General features: G+C 70.7%; 24 protein-coding genes, 1 tRNA gene and 1 pseudogene. 15 read left to right on the top strand and 11 right to left on the bottom strand.

What is annotated here, in order from left to right:
- Positions 1-65 precede the first annotated feature (65 nt).
- Positions 66-641, bottom strand: a complete 576-nt coding sequence (gene thpR, locus EO776_RS15405; RefSeq protein WP_094494302.1) for an RNA 2',3'-cyclic phosphodiesterase — start codon at positions 639-641, stop codon at positions 66-68.
- Positions 642-764: 123 nt separating this feature from the next.
- On the opposite strand from thpR, the gene EO776_RS15400 reads away from it, so the two are divergent.
- Together EO776_RS15400 and EO776_RS15395 are read left to right on the top strand one after the other, a co-directional pair.
- Positions 765-1,661: an alpha/beta fold hydrolase gene (locus EO776_RS15400; protein WP_129452529.1), complete on the top strand. Its 897-nt coding sequence runs from the start codon at positions 765-767 to the stop codon at positions 1,659-1,661.
- A gap of 210 nt (positions 1,662-1,871) precedes the next feature.
- The gene (locus tag EO776_RS15395) at positions 1,872-2,516 is read left to right on the top strand and encodes a helix-turn-helix domain-containing protein (protein WP_086216308.1); all 645 of its coding nucleotides are present in this window, start codon (positions 1,872-1,874) and stop codon (positions 2,514-2,516) included.
- Between the two features lie 37 nt (positions 2,517-2,553).
- On the opposite strand, the gene EO776_RS15390 is transcribed toward EO776_RS15395, so the two are convergent.
- The gene (locus EO776_RS15390; RefSeq protein ID WP_049932018.1) at positions 2,554-4,344 is read right to left on the bottom strand and encodes an excinuclease ABC subunit C; all 1,791 of its coding nucleotides are present in this window, start codon (positions 4,342-4,344) and stop codon (positions 2,554-2,556) included.
- Between the two features lie 162 nt (positions 4,345-4,506).
- On the opposite strand from EO776_RS15390, the gene EO776_RS15385 reads away from it, so the two are divergent.
- The 3 genes from EO776_RS15385 to EO776_RS15375 all read left to right on the top strand — a co-directional run bounded on the left by EO776_RS15385 (position 4,507) and on the right by EO776_RS15375 (position 7,792).
- A complete protein-coding gene (locus EO776_RS15385; RefSeq protein ID WP_089308518.1) occupies positions 4,507-6,123 on the top strand; it encodes a methyl-accepting chemotaxis protein in 1,617 nt (538 codons plus the stop codon).
- A gap of 91 nt (positions 6,124-6,214) precedes the next feature.
- Complete coding sequence (locus EO776_RS15380; RefSeq protein ID WP_094519662.1) at positions 6,215-7,609, top strand: cytochrome P450; 1,395 nt, start codon at positions 6,215-6,217, stop codon at positions 7,607-7,609.
- The gene (locus tag EO776_RS15375) at positions 7,610-7,792 is read left to right on the top strand and encodes a hypothetical protein (protein WP_129452528.1); all 183 of its coding nucleotides are present in this window, start codon (positions 7,610-7,612) and stop codon (positions 7,790-7,792) included.
- Positions 7,793-7,805: 13 nt separating this feature from the next.
- On the opposite strand, the gene EO776_RS15370 is transcribed toward EO776_RS15375, so the two are convergent.
- From EO776_RS15370 to mdh, 3 genes are read right to left on the bottom strand one after another with little or no spacing between them, the layout of a single operon-like run.
- Positions 7,806-8,402 carry a 2'-5' RNA ligase family protein gene (locus EO776_RS15370; protein WP_129452527.1) on the bottom strand — a complete coding sequence of 199 codons (597 nt, stop codon included), beginning with the start codon at positions 8,400-8,402 and terminating at the stop codon, positions 7,806-7,808.
- Between the two features lie 13 nt (positions 8,403-8,415).
- On the bottom strand, positions 8,416-8,604 hold the full coding sequence (locus EO776_RS15365) for a DUF7554 family protein (protein WP_049932025.1): 189 nt from the start codon (positions 8,602-8,604) through the stop codon (positions 8,416-8,418).
- A gap of 54 nt (positions 8,605-8,658) precedes the next feature.
- Positions 8,659-9,573 (bottom strand): malate dehydrogenase, encoded by a 915-nt coding sequence (gene mdh, locus EO776_RS15360; RefSeq protein ID WP_049932026.1) that lies wholly within the window; start codon positions 9,571-9,573, stop codon positions 8,659-8,661.
- A 108-nt stretch (positions 9,574-9,681) separates the two neighbouring features.
- Between mdh and EO776_RS15355 the strand changes: the two genes are divergently transcribed.
- Complete coding sequence (locus tag EO776_RS15355; protein WP_049932148.1) at positions 9,682-10,275, top strand: DUF7474 family protein; 594 nt, start codon at positions 9,682-9,684, stop codon at positions 10,273-10,275.
- A gap of 82 nt (positions 10,276-10,357) precedes the next feature.
- A pseudogene (locus EO776_RS15350) lies at positions 10,358-12,218 on the top strand (histidine kinase N-terminal 7TM domain-containing protein).
- A 96-nt stretch (positions 12,219-12,314) separates the two neighbouring features.
- Here EO776_RS15350 and EO776_RS15345 read toward each other — a convergent pair.
- The 3 genes from EO776_RS15345 to EO776_RS15335 all read right to left on the bottom strand — a co-directional run bounded on the left by EO776_RS15345 (position 12,315) and on the right by EO776_RS15335 (position 15,626).
- Complete coding sequence (locus EO776_RS15345; RefSeq protein ID WP_094494297.1) at positions 12,315-12,587, bottom strand: hypothetical protein; 273 nt, start codon at positions 12,585-12,587, stop codon at positions 12,315-12,317.
- A gap of 372 nt (positions 12,588-12,959) precedes the next feature.
- Positions 12,960-13,703, bottom strand: a complete 744-nt coding sequence (locus tag EO776_RS15340) for a DNA polymerase sliding clamp (RefSeq protein ID WP_089308514.1) — start codon at positions 13,701-13,703, stop codon at positions 12,960-12,962.
- Positions 13,704-14,222: 519 nt separating this feature from the next.
- The gene (locus EO776_RS15335; RefSeq protein ID WP_094519665.1) at positions 14,223-15,626 is read right to left on the bottom strand and encodes a phosphoglucomutase/phosphomannomutase family protein; all 1,404 of its coding nucleotides are present in this window, start codon (positions 15,624-15,626) and stop codon (positions 14,223-14,225) included.
- A 414-nt stretch (positions 15,627-16,040) separates the two neighbouring features.
- Between EO776_RS15335 and EO776_RS15330 the strand changes: the two genes are divergently transcribed.
- The 7 genes from EO776_RS15330 to EO776_RS15300 all read left to right on the top strand — a co-directional run bounded on the left by EO776_RS15330 (position 16,041) and on the right by EO776_RS15300 (position 22,698).
- Complete coding sequence (locus EO776_RS15330) at positions 16,041-16,607, top strand: NADPH-dependent FMN reductase (protein WP_049932033.1); 567 nt, start codon at positions 16,041-16,043, stop codon at positions 16,605-16,607.
- A gap of 81 nt (positions 16,608-16,688) precedes the next feature.
- The gene (locus tag EO776_RS15325; RefSeq protein WP_094519666.1) at positions 16,689-17,060 is read left to right on the top strand and encodes a rhodanese-like domain-containing protein; all 372 of its coding nucleotides are present in this window, start codon (positions 16,689-16,691) and stop codon (positions 17,058-17,060) included.
- A 135-nt stretch (positions 17,061-17,195) separates the two neighbouring features.
- Entirely contained in the window at positions 17,196-17,744 is a 549-nt protein-coding gene (gene hjc / locus EO776_RS15320; RefSeq protein ID WP_094519667.1) for a Holliday junction resolvase Hjc, read from the top strand.
- Positions 17,745-17,829: 85 nt separating this feature from the next.
- On the top strand, positions 17,830-18,825 hold the full coding sequence (gene rio1 / locus EO776_RS15315) for a serine/threonine-protein kinase Rio1 (protein ID WP_094519668.1): 996 nt from the start codon (positions 17,830-17,832) through the stop codon (positions 18,823-18,825).
- Positions 18,826-19,107: 282 nt separating this feature from the next.
- Entirely contained in the window at positions 19,108-19,650 is a 543-nt protein-coding gene (locus EO776_RS15310; RefSeq protein ID WP_006114650.1) for a KH domain-containing protein, read from the top strand.
- Between the two features lie 418 nt (positions 19,651-20,068).
- Positions 20,069-21,721 (top strand): thermosome subunit alpha, encoded by a 1,653-nt coding sequence (gene thsA / locus EO776_RS15305; protein WP_080508593.1) that lies wholly within the window; start codon positions 20,069-20,071, stop codon positions 21,719-21,721.
- Between the two features lie 320 nt (positions 21,722-22,041).
- Entirely contained in the window at positions 22,042-22,698 is a 657-nt protein-coding gene (locus EO776_RS15300; protein ID WP_049932039.1) for a lactate utilization protein, read from the top strand.
- A 220-nt stretch (positions 22,699-22,918) separates the two neighbouring features.
- On the opposite strand, the gene EO776_RS15295 is transcribed toward EO776_RS15300, so the two are convergent.
- Positions 22,919-22,992 (bottom strand) — tRNA-Lys (locus EO776_RS15295).
- 105 nt (positions 22,993-23,097) lie between these two features.
- Here EO776_RS15295 and EO776_RS15290 point away from each other — a divergent pair.
- The gene (locus EO776_RS15290; RefSeq protein ID WP_129452526.1) at positions 23,098-24,465 is read left to right on the top strand and encodes a M20/M25/M40 family metallo-hydrolase; all 1,368 of its coding nucleotides are present in this window, start codon (positions 23,098-23,100) and stop codon (positions 24,463-24,465) included.
- Positions 24,466-24,486: 21 nt separating this feature from the next.
- Here EO776_RS15290 and EO776_RS15285 read toward each other — a convergent pair whose 3' ends face one another.
- The gene (locus EO776_RS15285; protein WP_086220468.1) at positions 24,487-25,149 is read right to left on the bottom strand and encodes a DUF7119 family protein; all 663 of its coding nucleotides are present in this window, start codon (positions 25,147-25,149) and stop codon (positions 24,487-24,489) included.
- A 127-nt stretch (positions 25,150-25,276) separates the two neighbouring features.
- Positions 25,277-25,969: an SdpI family protein gene (locus EO776_RS15280; RefSeq protein ID WP_094519670.1), complete on the bottom strand. Its 693-nt coding sequence runs from the start codon at positions 25,967-25,969 to the stop codon at positions 25,277-25,279.
- Positions 25,970-26,031: the final 62 nt, after the last annotated feature.

The raw sequence follows: 26,031 nt of genomic DNA, 5'->3' as shown, positions 1-26,031 counted from the left end.
AGATTAAACGTATGGCCGCGGCTATCACCGATGAGAATCCGACGCGACCGGCGCGCGGTGCCGCGTTATTCGAGTCCGAACCCCCGGACGACACCGTACTCTGGCCCGGACGCGGTAAGCGCCGACTTCACCAGCCGAATCTCGTCGACCGAGAACGTCCCGACTTCCGGATCTCCCGCGTCGAGCACGTCTCGGACCGCCTCTGCCCCGGTCGCGCTCTCCACGCGGGCCAGCGTCACGTGCGGCGTGAACGCGTGGGCTTTGGGGTCGACGCCGAGCGCGGTCGTCTCCGCTTCGAGCGCCTCGTAGAGCGCGGCGAGGTCGTCGCCGCCGCGGCCGACGCCCGCCCAGACGACCGAGACGTACTCGCGGTTCGGAAAGACGCCGAGGCCGCGGATGTCGGCCTCGAAGGGGGAGACTGCGGCGCGGTCGACGGCGCGCTCGCCGGCGGCGGCCACGTCGTCGAGGGCGGGGTCGCCCTCGTCGTCCTCCGTGCCGATGTCGCCGAGGAACTTCAGCGTCACGTGCGCCTGTTCGGGGTCGACCGGGTTGACGCCCGACGCGTCCGCGAATGGGGCCTGTGCCTCCGCGACGGCGGGCGCGAGCGAGTCCGGGAGGTCGACGGCGAAGAACGCTCGCATCTCGGTCGCCGGATCGGCCGAGCGACGGATACCGCTTGTGGTGGTCGAACCAGCGCCCTACATAAATACCACCGTATCAGTCCGGCACAATTTCCAGTAGTGACCCTCCCATACTCGCATGGGATGGCCACCACCGACTCCGCGCGACCGGACCCGCCCTCGGAGCGTCGGGCGCCGGCGCGCGAGATGTCGAGCGTCGCCCGCTCGGCGGACGGTCGCCGGATCGCCTACGCGACGTACGGGCCTCCCGACGGCGACCCGGTCGTCTTCTTCCACGGGACGCCCGGGTCCCGCCGGCTGGGCGCGCTCCTCGAACCGGCGGCGCGAGCGAACGACGTCCGCGTGATCGCGCCCGACAGACCCGGCTACGGACGCTCGCCCCCCCAGTCGGGTCGGACCGTCGGCGACGCCGCCGCGTCCGTGCGGCCCGTCCTGAACGACCTCGGAGTCGAGCGCGCGGCCCTCGTCGCGTTCTCCGGCGGCGCGCCCTACGCCCTCGCGACGGCCGCGTCGCTCGGCGACCGGGTCACCGGCGTCGACCTCGTCGCCGGCGCGACGCCGCCGTCGTTCGGCGACGACACGCCCGCGGTCCAGCGCCTCCTGTCCGGCCTCGCGGCCGCGACGCCGTCGGTCCTCGGGGCACTGCTCCGCGGTCAGGCGTGGGTCGCGTCGCGCGCGGACCCGTCGTTCGTGGTGGCCCAGTACGCCGAGGACGCCGACGCCGTCCCCGAGGACGCCGCGACCGTGGTGAAGGAGGACTTCCTCGCGGCGTTCGAGCGCCACCGGAACGGCGCGGTCACCGAGTTCCGCGACGCCGGCAGCGACTGGGGGATCGACCTCGACGCGGTCGACGCCCCGGTGCGCCTGTGGCACGGGACCGACGACGCGAACGTCCCCGTCGCCGGGGCGGAACGACTGGCCGAGGCGCTTCCGACCGCCGAACTCCGCGTCCTCGACGGCGCGGACCACCTCTGGACGCTCCTCCGGGCCGCCCCCGAGGCGCTGTCGCGTTCCCGCTGATCGCTGGCTCTCCCCCCGATTTCGCCCCTGAAACGCCGCTGCGTCCCCGCTGATCAATCCGGCCCTGCCCGAGTCCGTCCCCGAGACGCCGTTGCGTCCCCGCTGACCGGTTCGGCCCTCCTCTCCGACCTCGTCCCGGGTCCCTCCCGCGGGCGGTCCCGAACCACGCGGATTGATGTACGGCACGCTCGAACGTCGAGCGACGGCGTCATGAAACGGATCAGGTTCTCGGCCGCCTACCCCGAGCGGCTCCGCCACCCCCTCCACGAGGCGATCGCCGCCGACTCGCCGATCCGTCGCGCGGAGCTGCTGATGTGGAGCCCGACGGCGGACGCGACGACGCTGCTCTGGTTCGACGGCGACCGCGACGCGACGGCGTCTGCCCTCGACGCGCTCGACTCGCTGGTCGCGAGCAGCCTCGTGAGCGACGCCGACGGGACCTACGCGTTCCTTCGGCAGGACGCCTACGAGTTCCCGGCGGCGCTCCTCGACACCGTCGCGGCGTCGCGGGTGATCTTCCTCCCGCCGGTCGTCTTCCGCGAGTCGGGCGACGTCCGGTTCGAGGCAGTGGGCGCGACGGCGGCGCTCAGCGAGTTCCACGACGACCTCGCGACCCTCGCCGACCTCACTATCGAGTGGGTCCACGAGTTCGAGCGCCGACGGGAACCGTCGCGGCTGACCGACCGACAGCGCGCGGCGCTGGAGACGGCGGTCTCGACGGGGTACTACGAGGTTCCGCGCGAGGGGACCGTCGCGGACGTGGCGGCCGCGCTCGGCTGCGCGACGAGCACGGCCGGCGAACTGCTCCGGAAAGCCGAGGCGGCGGTCGTCGAGCGCGCCGTCGAATCGGCGTGACGGCCGCCGCCGTCCCGGACGCCGACCCGCCGTCGGTTCACAGCCGCTCGCGGAGCGTGTCGGCGGTCGCGTCGCCCACGCCGTCGACGTCGGTGAGGTCGTCCCGGGAGGCGTCGCGGACGTTCTCGACCGAGCCGAACCGCCGGAGGAGGCGGCGGCGCGTCTCGGGGCCGACCCCCGGCACGTCGTCGAGGACCGTCCTGACCTCGTCGCGGACGGTCTGGTGGTAGGAGACGGCGAACCGGTGCGCCTCGTCGCGCACGCGCTGGAGCAGGTGGAGCTCGGGGGCGTCGTCGTCCCAGCGCCGGGTCCCGGTCGGAGTGACGACCAGCTCCTCCGCCTTCGCGAGGGCGACGACGGGCACGTCCCACCCGGTCTCCGCGAGCGCGTCGCGGGCGGCCCCGAGCTGCCCCTCGCCGCCGTCGATGAGGAGGAGGTCGGGGTCCGGGCGGTCGTCCTCGCCGGCGAGCGCGCGCTCAGCGCGCCACCGGACCAGCTCGCGCATGTTCGCGTAGTCGTCGTTGCGTTCGGTGAGCTTCTTCCGGCGGTAATCGGCCGTCTCCGCGCTCCCGTCGACGAAGCACACGTCGGAGCCGACCACGGCGGTGCCCTGCGCGTGGCTCACGTCGAACCCCTCGACGCGCTCGGGGCGGGCGATCCCGAGCCGGTCGCCGAGCGCGCCCACGGGGTCGTCGCGGCCGCCGCGCTTCCGGGCGTTCTTCAGCGCGAGTTCGACGAGCTTCGCCTCGCGGCCGGCGCCCGGGACCCGGACCGCGACCCCCTCGCGCTCCAGCCAGTCGACAACGTCCCGGTCGGCGGGTCGTTCGGCGAGGAGGACCGCGTCCGGGAACTCCCGCTCGGCGTAGTACTGCGCGAGGAACGCGCTGAGCACGGCGGCGGGGGTGTTGGCGTCGGGGTCCGCCGGGGTCGCGTCGCCGCCGGAGGCCCCCGATTCGGCCGCGTCCGCCACCGCCGCCGCGTCCAGCTGGTGGCGGCTCCGGTCGACCAGTTGCCCGCGCTCGCTGTGGAGCCGGGCCACCCGAGCCGTGTCGCCCTCGACCGCGGCCGCCAGCACGTCGACGGTGCGGTCGTCGTTCCGGTCGCTGACGGCCTCGCCCCCCTCGCCGTGGAACGCCTCGACCGCTTCGAGGCGGTCGCGGAGATTCGCCGCGCGCTCGAACTCGTTCGCCTCGGCCGCGGCCTCCATGCGGCGTCGGAGGGGGTCGGCGAGGACGCCCGTCTCGCCCTCGAAGAAGCGCCGCGCGGCGGCCACGTCCTCGGTGTACGCCTCCGGCGATATCTCGCCGGTACACGGCGCCGAACAGATGCCCATCTCGTAGTCGAGGCAGGGGCGGTCGCGCCCCTCGTACTTGTGGTCCGAACAGCCGCGCAGCCGGTACTCGTCGCGGACCGCCTTCACCACGGTCTCGACGCGGCCCACGTCTGTGAACGGGCCGTACGCGACCGCGCCCGCCTCGGGGTCGCGGGTCACCTCGATCCGGGGCACCTCGTGGTCCGAGAAGGCGACCAACGGGTACGACTTGTCGTCCTTCAGCCGGACGTTGTACCGCGGGCGCAGCCGCTTGATGAGGTTCGCCTCGAGCAGCAGCGCCTGCGTCTCCGTGTCGGTGACCGCGAACTCGACCCGGTCGGCGCGCTCGACCATCCCTCGGATCCGGCCCGAGCGCGGGTCCGCGTACGACCGCACCCGGTCGCGGAGGTCGAGCGCCTTCCCGACGTACAGCGTCGTCTCCCCCGCCCGGAACTGGTAGACGCCCGGCTCCGTCGGGAGGTCTCGGGCCCGCTCGCGCACCGCGCCGGCGTCCATCGGTCTCGGATCGCCGTAGCCGCCCGACGCCATTGAACGCTGCGGGGACGAGCCGAAGCGAGGTCACGGTCCGTTCATGTCACTTCGCGAACTGGGTAGTTATCAAACCTGAGTCACGGGGAGAACCGTTTATGCCGATGCTTGGGGGAGAGGGAAACAGATATGACGGGAGTTCGAGGGCTGTTACGGCGCGTGCTCGGGCGGGGAGGTGACTCCCGGTCGGTCCCCGACGGGGGCGTCGTCGTCGGGGAGCCCGCGGGGACGGACGACGCGACGGTCCCGGCCGGCGAGTCCGGTGGCCCGAGCGACGAGGAGTACAGCGTCACCGAGGCGGACGGCGTGGACCGGACCAAGACCTTAGGGGGTGCCGGCTTCGCCGAGGTGTTCAACGCCACGGGCGTCCCGACGTTCATCCTCGACACCGAGGGGAACGTCGCCGAGTGGAACGAGTCGCTCGCGGCGCTCACCGGCGTCGACCGCGCGGACGCCCTCGGCCACGACTACGCCTCGGAGCTATTCTACCCCGACGGTCGGCGCGCCGACACACTCGCGGACAAGGTGCTCGACGCGCCCGAGGACGCGGACGAGGTGTACGATGTCGAGCGGTCCGGCTCGGCACGGATCCGCTACCGCGACACGAGCACGATGGTCGACCGCCACGGCGAGGAGAAGCACATCGAGTTCACCGCGACCCCGATGTACGACGGCGACGAGTTGGTCGGCGTGACTGAGGTCGTCATCGACCGCACCGAGAACGTCAACGAGCGCGAGGCGACGGCGGAGCTGGTCGCCGAGATCCGCCAGACCGCCGAGGAGATCGGGGAGGGAAACCTAGAGGCCCGCGCCGTCTGCCGCGAGGAGTGCGAAATTCTCAACGAAGAGCTGTTGAGCGTCATCGGCGTCGTAAACCGGATGGCGGAGAACCTCCAGACCCTCTCCGAGAGCGTCCACGAGAAGGCGCGCGACCTCGACGGCACCGTCGAGGAGGCGAGCGCCGCGGCAGCCGACATCGCCGAGAACGTCGACGAGCAGAACGAGCTCTTAGAGGAGAGCGTCTCGGAGATGCAGTCGTTCTCCGCGGGGATGGAGGAGGTCGCGGCGACGGCTGACCAGGTCGACTCCGCCGCGGTCGCGGCCGCCGACGCCGCCGACGAGGGGTTAGACGCCAGCGAGGACGCCCGCGAGGCGACCGAGGACGTGGTGGAGATCGGCGACGAACTCGTCGAGAGCGTCGGCGCGCTCTCCGAGCGCATGGACGACATCGAGGAGGTCATCGAGGTCATCTCCGACGTGGCCGAGCAGACGAACCTGCTCGCCCTGAACGCCAACATCGAGGCCGCCCGCGCCGGCGAGGGCGGCGACGGCTTCGCGGTCGTCGCCGAGGAGGTGAAGAAGCTCGCCGACGAGACCCGCGGCTACACCGAGGAGATCACGGAGAGTCTCGACAAGCTCCAGGCGCAGTCCGCGGAGACCACGACCGCGGTCGAGCGCTCGCACGACCGGATCGAGGACGCGGGCACCGAGATCGAGACGGTCCTCGACTCGCTCGAAGAGATCGCTGACGCGGTCGACGAGGCGGCCGCGGGCGTCGCGGAGGTCGCGCGCACCACCGACGACCAGGCGGCGACCGTCGAGGAGCTCACCTCGTCGCTGGAGGCGGTCCGCGAGCGCTCCGACCGCACCGAGGAGGCGACCGAACGCATCGTCGACGCCACCGACGACCAAGAGGCGGCCGTCGACGAGCTGATCGCCCGCGTCGAACAGCTCGACGCCAGATAACTCCCCTACCGCCCCCAGTCCCGTCCGCTTTCGCTCCCCCGTTCTCTCGGCACCGCCGAACGTTTAACCCCGCTCAGCCCCCACAAAACGTATGTCCGTTACGCCGCCCGGGCCGCTCGGCGACCCCCTGTTCGGGAACGGTCGCCAGTTCGCTGACGACCCCTTCGGTTTCCTCCGCGCCTGCGCCGACAGCTACGGTGACGTGGTGCGGCTCGACCTCGGTCCCAGAGAGACGTACCTGCTCACGAACCCCGCCGACGTCGAGCGCGTGCTCGTCGCCGACGCCGAACGCTACCGGAAGCCCCAGTTCGGCGACGACGCGATGGACACGCTGCTCGGCGACGGTCTCCTCATGAGCGACGGCGACACGTGGCAGCGCCAGCGCACGCTCGCGAACCCCTCGTTCCACAACCGCCGGATCGGCGCGCTCGACGGGACGATGGTCGACCACACGGAGTCGCAGCTCGCGGACTGGGCCGACGGCGAGGTCGTCGACATCCAGCTCGAGGTCGCCCGCCTCACCGTGAAGATCATCGTCTCGGCGATGTTCGGCGCCGACATCACCGACGAGGAGGTGAAGACGGTCCAAGAGAACTTGGAGCCGCTCGGCGCGCGGTTCGAGCCCGACCCGCGGCGGTTCCTGATCCCGAACTGGGTGCCGACCCGCGAGAACCGCGAGTTCGACGCCGCGATCGACACCCTCGAATCCGTCATCGACGGGATCGTCGACCGCCGCCGGGGCACGGAGCGCGACCCGAGCGTCGACCCCGCCGGCGCGGAGGGCGTCGGGGTGCCCGGCCCGGCCGGGGACGGCGACGGCGACCTGCCGATGGACCTGCTCTCAGTCCTCCTGCGCGCCCGCGACCGCGGCGAGCAGACCGACGAGAACCTCCGCGACGAGCTGGTGACGATGCTGCTCGCCGGCCACGACACGACCGCGCTCGCGCTGACGTACACGTTCTACCTGCTCTCGAACCACCCTGAGGCCCGTCGCGAGGTCGAGCGCGAGGCCGAGACGGCGACCGCCGACGGCCCGCCGACCGCGGCCGACGTCCGCGACATGGCGTACACCGAGCGCGTGCTCAACGAGTCGATGCGCCTCTACCCGCCCGTCTACACCCTGTTTCGCGAGCCGAAGCTCGACGTGAAACTGGGGGGGTACCGGATCCCGGAGGGGTCCGCGCTGATGGTGTCGCAGTGGGTGACCCACCGGTCCGAGCGGTGGTACGACGCCCCCGAGACGTTCGACCCCGACCGCTGGACGCCCAAGCGCCGGAGCGAGCGCCCCCGGTTCGCCTTCTTCCCCTTCGGCGGGGGCCCGCGCCACTGTATCGGGAAGGCGTTCTCGCTGCTGGAGGCGAAGATCATCCTCGCGGAGATCTGCTCGCAGTTCGAACTCGGCTACGAGGGACCGGACCTCTCCTTGCGCGGCTCGCTCACCATGCACCCGAGCCATCCGGTGCCGATGCGGATCCGCGAGCGGTAGATGTCCGCCCCCGCCGACGCGTACTGCGCCCGGTGCGGCGATCCGCTCTCGAGCGGTCTCGTTGCGACCGACCGCCGCGCCTGCTGTCTCAACGCCACCCCGATCGCGGGCGTCTGCCCGACCCACGGGCCGGTGGGGCCGCACCACACGGTCGAGGAACCGGACGCGGTCGACGACGCGTAACCTCCGGTTCGCCCTACAGATCGACCGTCGCCGCGACCTCCCGGCACTCCGGGTCCCACGCGTCGAGCGCATGGACGCGCCACCGGACCGGGTCGAACTCGGTCTCGACGAGGTCGGCGACCGCGCCCGGTTCCGGGTCGCCGCCCCGCGCCAGCGTCACGTGCGGGACGTACGCGTCGCCCTCGATTCCCTCCACCGTCCCGAACGCCGCACAGAGCCTGCGGTGAAGCCGAACGAGCCCGTCGCTCTCGACCGTCAGATACACGATCGGCCGTGACCCTGACCGCGGCGCGTCGAAGACGTCGATCCCGGTCACGGCGACCTCGAACGGGTCGGCGGGCGCGAGCGGTCGACGAAGGCGTTCGCGCAGCCGGTCGAGGGCCTCCTGACGAGGCGGGACGGGTTTGTCCCCTCCACGTTCCTCGCCCCCCTCGCCCTCTCCGCGTTCATCGCCTCCGTCGCGCTCTCCGCGTCGCACGTCCTCGGCGCCGAAGCGCTTACAGACGAGGGTGTGACGCTTGCGGACGCGATCGAACCCCGTCAGTTTCGGGTGGAGATCGCCGGCGAGGCGGTCGATAGCGGGCGGGAGCGGGACGTTGAGGCTGAACACGTCGGCGTCCGCCTCAGATCCGATCGGTGAGGTGTAAGGCGATCACGACGACGAGCGCGATCCCGATCAGCGTCGGGAGGGCGTCGAGCAGCCAGAAGGCGACCTCGAGGACGGCCCCGACGATCTCCAGGAGAAGCCACACGACGACGAGCAGCAGCACGATCTTCAGGAGGTCGTCGGTGTCGATCTCGGCGCGGTTCATGGCCAGACGGGGGTGCGGCAGCGATAAAAAGACGGTGATAAAAGCGGGCGCTCGCTACGCGATCTTCTCGTACTGCTCGGAGAGCTTCTCGGCGGCCTCGTCGAGCAGTTCGGCCTCGTACTCGTCGAGGTCCCACTCGACGACCTCCTCGACGCCGTTCGCGCCGAGCTTCGCGGGGACGCCGAGCGCGGTGTCGTCGTAGCCGTACTCGCCGTCGAGCACGACCGAGCAGGGGAGCACCTCGCCGGTGTCGTTGAGGATGGCCTCGACGGTGTGGGCGACGCCGGTGGCGGGTCCCCACTGCGTCGCGCCCTTCCGGCTGATCACGTCCATCGCGGACTCCTGGAGGTCCGCGAGGATCTGCTCTTTCTCGTCGGCGTCGAACGACGGGTCGCGGCCGTCGACGCGCACCTTCGAGAAGACGGGCGCCTGCGCGTCGCCGTGTTCGCCGAGGATCGTCGCCTCGACGTTCTGGACGGGCGCGTCGAAGCGCTCGGAGAGGACGTAGCGGAAGCGCGCGGAGTCGAGCCGGCCGCCGAAGCCGACCACCTTGTGGCGGTCGCGGTCGCCCGCCTCGTAGAGGTGGCGGTTGAGCAGATCGACCGGGTTCGAGGTGGTGACGGTGACGAAGTCGTCGTTGTGCTCGGCGATTGAGGACCCGATGTCCTCCATGATCGGCGCGTTGTCGCCGGCGAGGTCGATCCGGGTCTGCCCCTCCTTGCGCGGGATGCCCGCCGTGATGACGACCACGTCCGAGCCGGCGGTGTCCTCGTACTCGCCCTGCCGGACGGTCGTGTTCGAGTCGTACGCGACGCCGTGGTTCGCGTCGGCGGCCTGTCCGATCGTCGTCTCGCGCTGGTCCGGAATGTCCACGAAGACGAGCTCGTCGACCACGTCGCGTAACGCGAGGTTGTAGCCGGCCGCGGCTCCGACGGTCCCCGCCGCACCAATAACGCTGACCTTTGTCATACCGTGTAGATTCGCGACCGGCCGGTGAGTAAACGTTTCGGAACCCCGCTAACGTTCGTGACCGTCGTCGCGAAACCCCTAACTCCCGCGGCGTCGAAGCGTCGCCTCGTGCCGACGTTCCGCTACCCGTGCCCCGGCTGTCGGACGACGAACAGCCTTCACGACGCCGACTGTGAGTTCGAGGGCGTGAGCTGGCCGACCGTCGAGAAGGCGTACACCGACCTCCTGTCGGTGCTGTCCGCGGAGCCCGACGGCCTCCCGGAAGCGGCGCTGCGGGACGCGGTCCCGGCGGAGTGGGGCGGGCTCCACAAGGCCGCGCTCGGCGCGCTCCGCCGCGACCAGCGCGTCGTCGAGGACGGCGACCGGCTCCGCCTGCTCACCGCCGCGGAGTTCAAGGAACGCGTCTCGGAGCCGACTCGCGACCCGATGCGCACCGTCTACGAGCACGGCTCGGTCCCGGGCTGTCACGACAACGCGGTGTTCGCGATGGTGGCGTGGTACGAGATGGTCGGGCTCTCGTGGCCCGAGACCCGCGAGAACGTGATCGAGTGGCTCCGCGAGTCGGGCGCGTGGGACCGCGGCGGCTTCGAGGAGTCGACGCCCGGCGAGCTCGTCGACGCCAAGCGCCACGTGTACGACGAGGGGTACGGCTGGAAGGAGAAGGGACAGGCCGCGAAGCGCGTCATCGAGCGGCATCTGTAGCGCCGGTTCGTCCGGAGCGCGGACCGGACGGACCGCCGCCCCACGACAGCTTTACCCCCGCCGTCGCCGTCGTACCCGACGAATGGCCCTCGACCTCGTTCCCGCGTGGCCCGCCGTCGGCTCCCTCGCGGGCGGGGCGGGGGCGCTCGCGTGGGCGATCCGCGAACACCGCGGCCGCCCCGGCGTCGACTGGTTCCTCGGCGTGTTCGCCGCGCAGGCGACGTGGTGTCTCTCCTACGGCGTCGGCCTGCTGGTCTCCGAACCGGCGATCCGAGCCGCGCTGGAGGCGACGATGTGGCTGGGCGTGATCTGGACAGGGATCGCCTTCCTCGGGTTCGCACTGGAGTACACGGGCCGGAGCGACGTGGTCCGGAGCCGCCTGTTCGCGGCGGTCGTCGGGTTCGGCGCACTCTCGTCCGCGCTCGTCGTCACGAACTCGCTCCACGGTGTCTTCTGGACCGACTTCGCGCGCGACCCCGCCTTCGGCGTCGAGACCGTCTCGTACGCGTTCGGGCCGTGGGCGTACCTGACGGTCGCCGCGGAGACGGTCCTCGTCGCCAGCGCCGTGTTCCTCCTCGTCGACACGCTGCTCAGCTACGGGCCGCTGTACCGCCGCGGTCGCGCTGAGCTCGCTGCCGCCCGGGTTCGCGCTGGTCGCGTGGGCGCTGGCGCTCGGCCCGGTGCCCCAACTCCAACTCGCGCCGGTGATGTTCGTCCCGCACCTGCTCCTCGACGCGTACGCGTTCGACCGCGCGGAGATGTTCGACCGGAACCCGACCACCAGCCGCGCCGCGGAGCGCACCGCGATCGACGACCTCCGCGACCCCATCGTGGCGCTGGCGCTCGACCGCCGCATCGTCCGGATCAACCCCGCGGCCGAAACGGTGCTCGGCGTCGACGCCCAGACCGCCCGCGACCGCCCGCTCGCCGATTTCCTCGATCTCCCGGTCCGCATCGGCGACGCGGGCGAGGGCGAACCGGACGGCGGCGAGTCCGGCCCGGACGACGAAGCGGGCGGTTCCCGCGAGACGGTCGAGATCGACGCCGGCGACGGGGCCCGCAGCCGCACGTACGCGGTGTCAGTCTCCCGGCTCACCGACCCCAACGGCACCCACGTCGGGTACACTCTCGTCCTCTCGGACGTCACCGACCGCGAGCGCCGACGCCAGCAGCTGGAGGTGCTCAACCGCATCCTGCGACACAACCTCCGCAACGACGCGGGCGTCGTCCGCGGGTACGGCGAGATCCTCCGCGATCGCGTCGACGACTCGGAACTCGTTCAGATGGCCGACGCGGTCGAGCGTCGCGCGGGCGCGCTGGCCGCGCTCGGCGAGAAGGCCGGGACCGTCGAGCGGCTGCTCGAAGATCGGGACCCCGAGCCGACGGACGTGCGCGACCTCGTGACATCGGCCGTCGCGGACGCCCGTGGTCGCGACGACGCGGCGATCGAACTCGCGGTCGACGGCGAGCCGACGACCGCCGACGGCGGGGCGGCGACTTCCGTCGGCGAGCGGACGACCGGAGACGCCGACGACGACGAGTGGGTCACGCGGGTCCGGCTCGACGCGCTCCGCGCGGTCGTCGAGAACACGGTGGAGAACGCGCTCGATCACCACGACGGTCAGGGAACAGAACGCGATGACGGCGGGGCGTGGGTACGGGTCGCGCTCCGTCGAGAGGAGCGCGGAGGCGACGGCGGCCACGAGGGCGAGGGCGACGCGCGGTTCGTGCTCACCGTCGCGGACGACGGGCCCGGGATCCCCGAGCACGAAGTCGAGGCGGTCGAGTCCGGGCGGGAGACCGCCCTCGAACACGGGTCGGGGCTGGGCCTGTGGGTCGTCGCGTGGGGCGCCGCCGCGGTCGGCGCCGACGTCGAGTACGCCGACCGGGAGCCGCGGGGGACGCGGGTGACGGTGTCGGTTCCGGTCGTAGACGGCTTATAAAGCGTGTGCCTCGCCGTACGCCTGTGCCTTCAGACGATCGTAGCGCTCTCGCGAGTCGAGTACCCACTTGTACTCGAATCCGGGCGGTGGGGTGCTTCAGTCGAGGAACGAGCGAGCCTCTTCGACCCCGAAGCGGATCGTTTCGCGGCCGTACGACGGTGAGAGGCCAATCTCCTCGAATAGATTTAAAAAGAACTCCTGACGGTCGTCTCGGTGTCGTATCCGTATTGCTGCTCTCGGTTCGCCGTACTCCTGAACATCGAGACACCCGTCACAGACGTACCACATCTTGGCGATCCGTGGCGTCAGCGATAGACTCTCTGGGAACCGCTTCTCGCCGGACCGGTACCACCGACGAAGTGACCGCATGAACGGGTGAGATCGCGATATGACGGTATACCTATCGTGATAGTTCTCAGCCCTCGCATTTGGACTGACCCCGATTCACGGTTACTATGTGCCAGCTCCGCTGCCGTCTTTTTTTAATCGGACACCGGTGCTCAACACCCCCATCTTGTGGTCGAACCACTCCAAGGATTGCTTGTAACCATCGAGAGACGGAACAGGCCGTGAGCCCCGTCGTTCGTCTTTGGGACGGACCCCCCGTCACCCATGAAACAGCCGACGAGGATCTCGCGAAGGTACGTGGGTGTTTCGGGGTAGTAACAGCTTCCGCGTGCCCAGTGACTACCGACCCGCTTGAACGACTCTCCGCATCCTGGACACGCTTCCCTCGGTAATTTACTCGCTCTGAATCCTCGGTGCAAGCATATACGTTGCCTGTCCGAGCCCCTCGGCGAAGCCGTAGTGGAGCTTGACGGGGAACTCCTCGCCGAGCTCGACGGTGACCTCGGCGTCGGAGGGGATCGCCTTGTTCATGTCCTTGAGGTAGTCGAGGCTGAACAGCGAGTCAGCGGGGCCGGCGGTGAGCGCGATGAGGTCCTCGCGGTCGAGCTTGAGGTTCACGTCGTCGGTGTCGCCCTCGGCCTCGATGAAGAACGCCTCGTCGCCCTCGTCGACGCGGAGGCGGATGTGGTCGGAGACCATGTCGGCGGCCTTGATCCCGCGGTCGAGCTGGGCGCCCTCGACGACGATCTCGGAGGCGAGATCGAGGTCGGGGATGTCCGGCTCCTGGCGGATCGAGTCGGGGTCGATGAGCGCGAGGGTGTACGAGAGGCCGTCGATCTCGATGTGGAGCTTGCGGGTCTCCTCGTCGAGTTCGAGGTGGATCAGGTCGCCCGAGTTGGCCATGCCGGCGATGTCCTCCAGGCGGGCGAGGTTGACGCCGATGACGCCGCCGTCGGCGTCGTAGGACTCGAACGCGGCCGCCTCCAGCGTGAGGTCGACCATGCCGACGTTGGCGGGGTCGACGGCCCGGATGGAGAGCTCCTCCTCGTTCAGGCGGATCTTACACTCGTCGACCAACACGCTCACCGAATCGAGCGCGTCCTGAAACGTCGACGCGCCCACGATGGCCTTGAACATATACGTTCGGCTAGGGCGGTATCCCCTAAAAAGACACCCGATCGGGTCGGCACGGAAACGCTCAAACCGACCGGATGAGCCGGGCGACGACGACCCCGAGCGTCACCACGGCTCGCAGCGGGCGGAGCCGTTCGAGCCGGTATTCGAGGGTCTCCGCCTCGTCGGCGTCCCGGCCTCTCGCCTCCGCGTCCGCGCCGTCGTCCGCCGGCTCGCGCGTGAGGTCGCGGGGCTCCTCGCTACCGGGGCCGCGGGGCGCTCCGTCGCCGGGGTCGGGCGGCTCGGATCGGCCCGTCCGTCGGGGCGCTGTCGGCCGGCTCCGCGAGCGGTGTCGGGTTCACGTCGGTCCGCTCGGGCGCTGACAGTGGCTCGTCGACCGTGTGTGGCCTGCGCCGCGCCAGGCGGTACACGACGGTGCGAGGGTAATTCATGAGTAGACGAGCCGAACGCAAGACGGAACTGAAACTCGTCCGCGCGGGATCGGGCTCCCGGACCGATCGCGCCGGTCGTCGCGCGCGGCCCTCAGACGAGCGGCTCGACGAGGTCGCGCCCCTCGGCGAGCAGGTCGTCGACGGCCTCGTCGGAGTCGGCCTCGGCGTACACCCGGAGCTTCGGCTCGGTGCCCGAGGGGCGGACGAGCAGCCACGAGCCGCTCTCTAAGAGGAGCTTGAACCCGTCGAGCGTGACGACCTTCGCTACGGGGGACCCGCCGACTGCCTCCGGGATGTGGTCCTCCAGCTCGTCGAGGACCGCTTCCTTCCGGTCGTCCGGGCAGTCGAGCGACACTTTTCCGGCCGCGATGTGGCCGTGCTCGTCGAGCAGGCGGTCGACGCGCGCGTCGAACGGCTCGGCGGCGTGGGTCGCGGCCGCGAGCAGCCCCATCAGCACGCCGTCCTTCTCCCGGACGTGACCGCGGAGGGTGAACCCGCCGGACTCCTCGCCGCCGAACAGCGCGTCGTGCTCACCCATCGCCTCGGCGACCCACTTGAAGCCGACCGGGGTCTCGTACACCGCCTCGCCGTGCGCCTCGGCGATGCGGTCGACGAGGAACGTCGTCGAGACGGTGCGGACCGCGGGCCCGGAGTCGGTCTCCAAGAGACGGTCGTAGCAGGCGGCGTAGAAGAGGTTCGCGTCGAGGACGCCGCGCTCGGGCGTGACGACCGCGATCCGGTCGGCGTCGCCGTCGTTGGCGATCCCCAGATCCACGTCGCTCTCGGGGTCGGTGACGCGCTCGGCCAGTTCTCCGAGGTGTTCGGCCGACGGCTCGGGGGAGTCGCCGCCGAAGGTCACGTCGCGCTCGCAGCGCAGGCGCTCCACCTCCGCGCCGGCCGACTCGAGGAGCGCGTCCGTGACGCCGCGCCCGCTCCCGTGCATCGCGTCGTACGCGACCGTGAGCCCGTCGAGGTCGACGCCGTCCCCGTCTCCGGCGACGCGGCCGACGACCTCGCGGGCCGCGTCGGCGTGTTCGCTCACGAGGTCGACCCGAGAGATGTCGCCGCGCTCGGCTTCGGGGAGCAGGTCGGGCTCGGCGAGCCGGTCGACGACATCCTCGGTCACGTCCGGCAGCGCCGGCGCGCCGTCGTGCGGGATGAACTTCACGCCGTTGTACTCGGGCGGGTTGTGCGAGGCGGTGATCATACACGCGCCGGCCAGTCCGCGGTCGACGATAGCGTGGGCGATCACCGGCGTCGGCGCGTCGCGCTCGGGGAGGATCACGTCGAAGCCGTTGCCCGCGAACACCTCCGCGAGGCTCTCGGCGAACCCCTCCGAGGTCTCGCGGGCGTCGTACCCCACCGCGACCGGTTCGTCGTGCCCCGCCGCGTCGAGGTGGTCGGCGATCGCCTGTCCCACGATCCGCACGCGATCGTCGGTGAACGTGTCGAGTGTCGCGCGCCACCCGTCCGTGCCGAAGGCTATCTGGTCCATGTCGGCCACGTCGGCGGCGGGGACAATAATGCCCCGTGTCGGCCGCGAAGGTTGCGCGAGCGGATCGCCCGCGGCTATTGATAAATAAACCGCGGCGGCGCGTGCCTCCGAATGCCCGCAGGGCGTGAGGAGCACGCGCGAGGGAGTCGGACCGACGCAGTCGCGCCGGTCCGACGTGGCTGGGGAGGCGTGAGGTGCTGTGCTGGGCAGAGGGGACTCACCGGGGCGCCGCGAGGCCGGGGCTTCGGAGGTGGCCGCCGCCGATCTGCTACCGGCTACTTACAATCGAGGGGCCGGAGTTATGACGGCGCGAATCGACCTTGCCAATTAGTTCCAAGGCACTATCGGTCGGAGTTTCGGGTCCGCTCCCCGTCGATCGCCTCCGTTTTTACTATCTGGTCTCGAACTCGAGGTATGACCCGAATCGTCGCCGTCTCCGGCAGCCGGAGCGCGGCCAGCACCACGCGGGCCGCCCTCCGCGTCGCGCTCGACGCCGCGGCCGACGCCGGCGCCGAGACGGACCTGATCGACCTGGCCGCGGTCGACCTCCCGCTGTACCACCCCGAAGAGGACGCCCAAGGCGACAGCGAGGCGCTGAAGCGCCGCGTCCGCGAGGCCGACGGCGTCCTCGCCGGCACGCCCGTCTACCGCGGATCCTACTCGTCGACGTTCAAGAACTTCCACGACTTCTGCGGCTCCGACGAGTACGCAGACACCGCCGTCGGCCTGCTCGCGACCGCCGGCGGCGGCTCCTACGGCGGGACGCTCGAACACCTCCGCTCGACGTTCCGGAACGTCCACGCGTGGACGGTCCCCCACGAGGTCGGGATCCGGGGCGCCTCCTCGAAGGTCGAGACGGGCGGACCGGGAGACGCGGACGCCCCGGACGACGGTCCGCGGATCACCGACGACGACCTCCGCCGGCGCACCGAGCGGCTCGGACGGGTCGTCGTCGAACACTCGGAGCGGCTGCGGGAGTGAGACCGGTCGCGGCCCCACGGTCGCCGCGCTCGACGCGCCGCAGCCGGCAGGGATTTGCCCCGCGAGACCGATCGTCCCCCGATGAGCCGTATCCGCCCGGACGAGCTGGACGAGCGCCTCGGCACGGACGACGAGCCGTTCCTGCTGGACATCCGCCCCGAGTCGGACTACCGGAGCGGCGCGATCGACGGGAGCCGGAACGTGCCCGTGTACGACGACCTCCGGAGCGGCGACGACGCCGCGCTCCGCCGCCGGCTCGACGAGATTCCCGACGACAGCGAGGTCGTCACCGTCTGTAAGATGGGGATCGTCGCCAAGCGCGCGACCCGCGTCCTCGACGAGGCGGGCTACGAGGCGTCGACGCTCTTCGGCGGGATGAGCGGCTGGAACGGGTACGAGCGGGACTCGCTCGGGTACAAGCTCCGGTCGCTGTGGTGGCGGCTGCGCGGGTGAATTCGATCGCGTCTGCGAGTTTGTCACCGGCGTCTCGCGACCCCGCCGTCGACACCCTACGACCCCGCCGTCGACGCTCCGCGACCCGCCGGGCTTTTGCCCGGCTCGCGTCTACGTCGCCCATGACCGAACCGGGTGACGACGACCGTGTCCGCTAACCGGAAGGGGGACCGCCGCGAGCGCGAACTGGTGAACGCCCTGGACGAGGCGGGCTTCGCCGTGATGCGCGCGCCGGCCAGCGGCTCCGCGACCGAGCGCGAGCTCCCCGACGTGCTCGCGGGCGACGGCGAGACGTTCTACGCCATCGAGGCGAAGTCGAGCGCGGGCGACCCGATCTACCTCACCGGCGAGGAGGTAGAAGCGCTGTTGTTCTTCGCGCGGAACTTCGGCGCGAAGGCGCGGATCGCGGTGCGGTTCGACCGCGAGGACTGGTACTTCTTCCACCCCGGCGACCTCTACACCACCGACGCCGGCTCGTACCGGGTGAAAAAGGAGAAAGCGCTGGCCGACGGCACCGACTTCCCCGAGTTCGTCGGCGAGACCGAGAAGGTGACGCTCGCGGAAGTCGGCGACGACGGCGACGACGCCGACGCGACCGACCCGGAGACCGAGGAGCGGCGGACGATCTTAGAGGCTGTCCGCGACGGGCACATGCCGGTCGCGGACGCGCTCGACGTGCTGTGACGGTCGGCGCGGCCGCTTTCCCGGGTCGCCTCGACGGCCCGCGGACCCCCTCGCTTATCCCTCGCCGCGTCGAACCCCGGGACGAATGAGCGAGGACTTCGGCCTGCTCGAACCGGCGGACCAGCCCGGCGACGAGTGGGAGAAACTCGACGTCTCCGACACCGAGGCCGACCGGATCGCCCGGCGGCAGGACCGCGAGTTCGACGAGTTCCGCAAGCGGATCAAAGACACCGAGCAGTTCAAGCTCCAGGAGTCGGTGTTCGACGACGCCACGCTGGCGGCGGTGTACAAGCTGGTCCAGGATGGCTACGTCGACGCCTTCGGCGGGCCGGTGTCGACGGGGAAGGAGGCGAGCGTCTTCGAGGCGCTCGGCGGGCAGGCGGGCGAGCGGCCGGAGCCGGGGTCGGAGGCGGCCGGCGGCGGCCCCGAGGGCGTCACGCCCGAGCGCGAGGTCGCGGTGAAGGTGTACCGGATCAACTCCTCGAACTTCCGGCAAATGCGCGACTACTTGGAGGGCGACCCGCGCTTCGAGGGCATCGCGAGCGACAAGAAGGCGGTCGTGCTGGCGTGGACGCGCAAGGAGTTCGCGAACCTCTCGCGCGCGCAGAAGGCCGGCGTCCGGGTCCCGGAACCGATCGCGGTCCAGCGGAACGTCCTCGTGATGGAGCTCGTCGGCCACGCCGAGGAGCGCGCAAGGCGGCTGAGCGAGGTCGACGTGGAGAACCCGGAGACCGCCTACGAGGTCGTCCGCGAGTACATGCGCCGGCTGTACGGTGCCGGCCTGATCCACGGCGACCTCTCGGAGTACAACATGATCATCCACGACGGCGAGCTGGTGATCATCGACCTGGGGCAGGCCGTGACGGTTCACCACCCCAACGCCGGGGAGTTCCTCGCCCGCGACTGCGAGAACGTGGCGACGTTTTTCACCCGGCAGGGGCTCGACGTCGACCCTGACGACCTCCGCGCGTACGTGACGGAGCCCGAGGCCGACCCGACCGGGGAGCCGGCGTCGGGCGGGAAGACGGAGTCGAACGCGGAGGCAGACGGGAAGTCGACCGGAGCCTCCGACGAAGCGTAATTCGGGGCGCTTCCGTCGCGGCGTCGAGGCTCAGACCTCGCGGGCGTAGATCGCGGTCGGATAGGTTTCCTCGGACAACCCCTGTACGCGGATCAGTCCCCCGGAGTCCGGGTCCGACGCCGCCGGTCTAATCTCCATACGCGTCGCTCGTGGAGTCGACAAAAAACCTCATTCCGGTGTGACACGCCTTCGGGCGGACAACCGGCCGGAGACCACCGTCACGCGGCCACACGGCGCCCGCCGCGGAACACTCTTAAAAGGCTCCGCCGGGTACTCCGTGATATGCAACACGTGACGGTTCCGCAGGACCGGATCGGCGTCGTCATCGGCGCCGGCGGCGAGACGATGCGAGAGATCGAAGAGCGGGCGAACGTGCGGCTCGACATCGACTCCGAGTCCGGCAGCGTCGCCATCGAGGAGCGCGACGACCCCGTGGCGGCGATGGTGGCCCCGGACGTGATCAAGGCGATCGGCCGCGGCTTCAAGCCGGAGACCGCGCTGTCGATCCTCGACCACGACCTCCGGACGCTCGACCTGGTCGACCTCTCCGAACACACTCGCAACGACAACGACCTCCAGCGTAAGAAGGGCCGGATAATCGGCGAGAACGGCCGGACTCGGGAGCTCATCGAGGAGCTGTCGGGCGCGAACGTCGTCGTCTACGGGTCGACCGTGGGCGCGGTGGGGCAGCCCGAGGAGCTGGAGGTGGTGCGGCGCGCTGTCGGAATGCTGCTCGACGGGGCTCCGCACGGCGCGGTGTACTCGTACTTGGAGCGCATGTCGAACGAGCTCGACGACGACGTGAGCTTCAACGCGCCGCAATAACAGAGAATATCTTTTTCCCGTTGCGGCCGCGGTCGCTTTTCGACTAACGACGACCTCTACCGGGATACGCTGATCTCCGCCAAAGCCCCAGCCTCGTCGGCCTTCCTTCAGTCGGCCGACTCCGACGAAGGACTCCCGGTCCATCTGGCAGCCGACGCGTTGCGTCGCCGACCTCGCGCGTGCTATCCGGCCGTAGAGCGGCCTCGCAGGCACGCGCCGCCGTAGTTTGGCGCCGCTCAACCTCGGCCTCAACGGTCGAGTTAGCGTACTATATAAAGGGTCGTGTGAACGCACCGCATACTGGCCGATACTCCCCCACCGTGTTGCGATTTCGCACGACCTGAACAAAGGGTTTATATAGAATCACAAACAATCAATGGTCGTAATGTCACAGCGCCAGCGGATGGGCAATCAGCCCATGATCGTACTTTCCGAGGAATCGCAGCGAACATCCGGAAAGGACGCGCAGAACATGAACATCACGGCCGGCAAGGCGGTCGCGGAGTCCGTCCGCACCACGCTCGGCCCGAAAGGGATGGACAAGATGCTCGTCGACTCCGGCGGGTCCGTCGTCGTCACGAACGACGGCGTCACCATCCTGAAAGAGATGGACATCGACCACCCGGCGGCCAACATGATCGTCGAGGTCTCCGAGACGCAGGAGGAGGAGGTCGGCGACGGCACCACCTCCGCGGTCGTGGTCGCCGGTGAGCTCCTCGATCAGGCCGAGGAGCTCCTCGACCAGGACATCCACGCGACGACCCTCGCGCAGGGGTACCGTCAGGCCGCCGAGAAGGCCAAGGAGATCCTCGACGAGGAGGCCATCGACGTCTCCGCGGACGACCGCGACACACTCGTCGAGATCGCCGAGACGGCGATGACGGGCAAGGGCGCGGAGAACTCCAAGGACCTCCTCGCCGAGCTCGTCGTCGACGCCGTCCTCGCGGTCCAGGACGATGACGGCATCGACACGGAGAACGTCTCCGTCGAGAAGGTCGTCGGCAGCTCCATCGACGAGTCTGAGCTCGTCGAGGGCGTCATCGTCGACAAGGAGCGCGTCGACGAGAACATGCCCTTCGCGGTCGAGGACGCCGACGTGGCGCTGTTCGACGGCGCCATCGAGGTGAAGGAGACGGAGATCGACGCCGAGGTCAACGTCACGGACCCCGACCAGCTCCAGCAGTTCCTCGACCAGGAAGAGGAGCAGCTCCGCGAGATGGTCGACCACCTCGTCGACATCGGCGCCGACGTCGTCTTCGTCGGCGACGGCATCGACGACATGGCCCAGCACTACCTCGCGCAGGAGGGTATCCTCGCCGTCCGCCGCGCGAAGTCCGACGACCTGAACCGCCTCGCCCGCGCGACCGGCGGCCGCGTCGTCTCCAACCTCGACGACATCGAGTCGGACGACCTCGGCTTCGCCGGCTCCGTCGCCCAGAAGGACATCGGCGGCGACGAGCGCATCTTCGTCGAGGACGTCGAAGAGGCGAAGTCCGTCACCCTCATCCTCCGCGGCGGCACCGAGCACGTCGTCGACGAGGTTGAGCGCGCCATCGATGACTCGCTCGGCGTCGTCCGCACGACGCTGCTCGACGGGCAGGTGCTGCCCGGCGGCGGCGCCCCCGAGGCCGAGCTCGCGCTGCAGCTCCGCGACTTCGCCGACTCCGTCGGCGGCCGCGAGCAGCTCGCCGTCGAGGCGTTCGCCGACGCGCTGGAAGTCGTCCCGCGCACTCTCGCCGAGAACGCGGGTCTCGACCCCATCGACTCGCTGGTCGACCTCCGCTCCCGCCACGACGGCGGCGAGTTCGGCGCCGGTCTCGACGCCTACACGGGCGACGTGATCGACATGGAGGCCGAGGGCGTCGTGGAGCCGCTCCGCGTCAAGACCCAGGCCATCGAGTCCGCCACCGAGGCGGCCGTCATGATCCTCCGCATCGACGACGTCATCGCGGCCGGCGACCTCAAGGGCGGCGGCACCGACGACGGCGGCGACGAGGGCGGCCCCGGCGGCGCGCCCGGCGGCATGGGCGGCGGCATGGGCGGCATGGGCGGCATGGGCGGCGCGATGTGAAGTTCGGCTAACGCCTTCACCCCCCACCCCGACCGCAGCTGTTCCGCTGGACCGCTTCACCGATCGACCGTCGCGCGCCCCTTCGGGCCACGACGACACGCGATTTTTATCGACGCCGACGCTCCAGCGACGCGACCGTCTCGCTTCCCGTCAGTTACGATCCGCGCTAGCGACTCCCACATTCGGTCCGCGCTAGCGACCCCCACATTCGGTCCGCGCGACACGACGGTAACACCCGCGTAACCACTGGACGGCGGTGTCCGCGAGCGGTTAAGTGACTCCCGCCCGCTCGTTCTCCCGACGAGGTTCTCACGTTTACGATGCCACAGCAAAAAGCCGACTACGCCGACGACACCGAGATCAACGCCGAACTGGACGAGCTCCCAGACGACGAGACCGTCGAAGAGACGGTCGCGAACTTAGCGGAGCGCGGCTTCGACGTGCTCGTCGTCGACGACGCCGACGAGGCGCTGGAGACTGTTACCGCCCAGATCCCAGATGAGGCCTCGGTGATGAACGGGCACTCGACGACGCTCGAAGAGATCGGGTTCGACGAGTTCCTGAGCGAGGGCGACCACGAGTGGGAGAGCCTCCCGGACCAGATCTGGAGCATCGACGACGACGCGGAGCGACAGGCCGCGCGGCGCGATTCGCAGACGGCCGACTACTTCCTCGGTGGGATCAACGCGGTCGCACAGACCGGTGAGCTCGTCGCCGCCGACCTCTCCGGCAGCCGGATCGGCGCGTACCCGTTCGCCGCTGGCAACGTCGTCATCGTCACCGGGATCAACAAGATCGTCCCGACGCTCTCGGACGCCTTCGATCGGCTGGAGTCGGTCGCGTACCCGCTGGAGAACGAGCGCGCGCAGGAGGCGTACGGCGCCGAGTCCGCGATCGCGAAACAGCTCGTCTACCGGCGCGAGACCGAGGAGGGCCGGACGACGGTCGTTCTCGTGCGTGAGCAGCTCGGCTACTGATCTCCCGCGGCCGCGCGATACACGCCGACAGAGCACACGATTTCTCCCTTTGGACGACCGCCAGCCCCCACCGTGCGACGCCGAGACGGTGAGACTGTAACCCGTCCCCGATCCTCCGAGGACCGCCGCGTCGGTTCCGCGGTAGCGCCACGCTCGGCGGTTTCGAACCTTTCCCTTCTCGACGGCCTCGCGGCTGGCGGAGTTGCTCGCCGCGAGGATACGGGCCGGGAGGGATTCGAACCCCCGACCGTCCGGTTAAAAGCCGGACGCTCTCCCTAACTGAGCTACCGGCCCAGACGAATCGCCGTAGGGGCAGCCGACGGATAAACGTTTAGAACCGCGGAAGGCGTCGGCGTCGCCACCCGAAACGGTTTCCGACCCCCAGCCGTCGCCGGGAGCATGCCATTCGACATGCGCGCGTTCGCCGCCGAGCTCTGTCGCCACCGGTCGACCGCCGGCGAGGAGGCGGCCGCGGCCGCGTTCGTCGCCGAGCGGCTCGCCGACCTCGGCTTCGAGACGTACGCCTGGGACGCCGACCCCGCCGTCCTCGCGGACCACCCCTCCTTCCCGGACGACCTCGACGCAGCGGCCGTCGACGGGCGGCGCAGCGTCGCCGGCGTGTTCGAACTGGGCGGTGCGGGCGACGACGGTGGCGCGAGCGACGGCGACGACGCGGCCCCCGAGTCCGCCGCCGCCGACCCGGTCCCCACGCTGGTCCTGAACGGCCACCTCGACGTCGTGCCCGCGGAGGCGGCGGAGTGGTCGAGCGACCCCTTCGAGCCGGTCTGGCGCGACGCGTCGGAGCGAAACGCGGACCCGGCCGCCGCCGACGCGGGCGGCGACACCCTCACGGCCCGCGGCGCGGCCGACATGAAGTGCGGGCTCGCGGCCTGCGTCGCCGCCGCCGTCGATGTCCGCGACGGGGTCGCCGACGGCGCAGTCGACCTGCCGCCGTCCGGGCTCCGACTCGTCGTCGAGGCCGTCGCCGGCGAGGAGGACGGCGGGTACGGCGCCGCGACCGCCGCGCTCGCGAACCCATACCCCTTCGAGCGCGACGCGGCGATCGTCGCCGAGCCGACCGAGCTACGTCCCGTCGTCGCCTGCGAGGGGTCGCTCATGGCACGGATCGAGATCGACGGCCGGAGCGCCCACGCGGCCACTCGGTGGCGCGGCGAGGACGTGCTCCCGCGCTTCGAGGCCGTGCGGGAGGCGTTCGCGGACTTGGAGACCGAGCGCGGCGAGTCGGTCTCGCACCCGCTGTACGGGTCGTTCGCTGTTCCGTGGCCGGTCGTCTGCGGCCGGGTCGAGGCGGGCTCGTGGGCGTCGACGGTCCCGGCGACGCTCGAAGCGGAGTTCCGGATCGGCGTCGCGCCCGGGGAGACCGTCGCGGAGGTGGAGGCGGCGTTCCGCGAGCGCCTGGACGACGTCGTCGACGCCGACCCTTGGCTGCGCGATCACCCGCCGCGGTTCGAGCGGTTCTCCGTCCAGTTCGAGCCGGCCGAGGTCGCCGTCGACGAACCGGTCGTCGAGGCGGTCCGTGCCGGCCTCGTCGCAACGGGGCTCCCGGACGTCGAGCCGCGGGGCGCGACGTACGGCGCCGACTCGCGACACTTCGTCGCGGCCGGGATCCCCGCGGTGCTGTTCGGGCCCGGTACCATCGACGAGGCGCACTACCCCGACGAGACGATCGCGTGGGAGGAGGTCGTCCGGGCACGCGACGCGATCGCCGCCGCCGCAGGACGGTTCGCGCGCGACTACGCGGCGTAGTCGTCCGGTGACGGGCAGTTCCTACCGGTCGCCGTCGAGGTACTCGTCGACCGCGTCGGCGACGATCGACCCCGGATCGACGCTCTCCATCGACGCCCGTCGGCGCAGCTCGACGTACGTCTCCGCCGGGAGCCGGACCTGAAGCCGACCGAGTTCGACCCCGGCCTCGCGGACGGCGGCCTCGACCTCCGCGCCGTCGTTGACCGCGGACGCGATCGCGCGGACCTCCCGCACGGTGAGGTCGCCGTCGATCGTCGCCCACGCGAGCAGGTAGCGGTCCCGCCCGCCGAGCCGCGCGACGTGTTTCGCCGCGCTGGGGGCGATTCGCCCGTTGGCGACCTGCCGCCGGATCGCCTGCGGGAGGTCGTGGACCCGCGCCCACTTCCGGATAAACGCGACGCTCACGTCGTCTCCGGCACGTTCGGCGGCTTCCTTGTACGACCCGACACCGCGGACGAGCGCCGCGCAGGCGGCGGCGCCGCGCAGCATCAGGACGTTGTCGTCGTCGCCGACGTCGCCGGCCGCGAAGCGGCCCACGGTCCTCGCGGCCTCGGCGACGCTGTCGGGGTCGTTCGGGTCGAACCCCACCGCGTCCGCGGCCCGGTCGCCGGTCACCGACGGGTCCGACCGGACCACCGGTTCGCCGACGGGGGACCGTCGGTCAGCGCGTGACTCCTCGGTCATACACACACCTTCGGGGCCGCGAATATAAACGCCGGGCACCGGGGCGGAACTCGCTCGAACGCCGGACGCGCCGGATCGCCGGGGGTCGATGCGCTTCGCGGTCCGGACCGGTCGTCGGCGCTCGACGCTACTTCGGGGTCCGGGCCGCCCCGTCGTCACCCTCGTCCGTTCCCCTCGCGTACAGGAGGTACGAGTACGCCACGGTGACCGCGGCGGTCGCGAGCGCCGGGCCGACGAGGAAGTACACGGCGTACTCGCCGGCGAAGAGACCGACGGCGGCGATCGCGGCCGAGAGCTTGAACAGCCGAGCACCGAGCGCGTGGGTGCGGTCCCAGACGGCGTCGTCGCTGAGCGTCCACGGCGTCCGGATCCCGAGGAACCAGTTCGGCTCGACGTGCGGGAGCAGGGTCCCGAGGTAGTAGAACAGCGCGGCGCCGCCGGCGGCCGCGACCGTCGTCACGTCGACCGCGTAGCCGAGGTTGACGGCGAGCACGGCGAGGTGGAGGGCGACCAGGAACGCCGTGAGGACGACGACGAACCGGTCGTAGTGGACCCGGAACGCCGCGACGTTCTCCCGCAGGGGATCGATCCGCGGGAGCACGGCGAACAGGCCGATCAGTCCGACCGCGAGCCCCGGCACGAGCCACATCCCGGCCGTCCGCGAGAGCGTCTCGGTCGGCTCGCCGGCGGCGTTCCACCGCGTTACCATTCGCTGCGGGAGGTCCGGTGCGACTGCGAGGCTTGCGGCGGCGCCGACGGCGACGAGGAGGACCGCGACGCCGAACCGGAGCCGCGTGGAGAGCACGGATTCGGAGGGCATGCGGCCGGAGACACGCGCCGAACCGATAAAAGGTACCCACCCGTGCGACTCCGACCCGAAGA

It is taken from the genome of Halorubrum ezzemoulense, assembly GCF_004126515.1.
GTDB classification, from domain to species: Archaea; Halobacteriota; Halobacteria; order Halobacteriales; family Haloferacaceae; genus Halorubrum; species Halorubrum ezzemoulense.
This window is presented reverse-complemented; position numbering and strand designations above follow the sequence as displayed.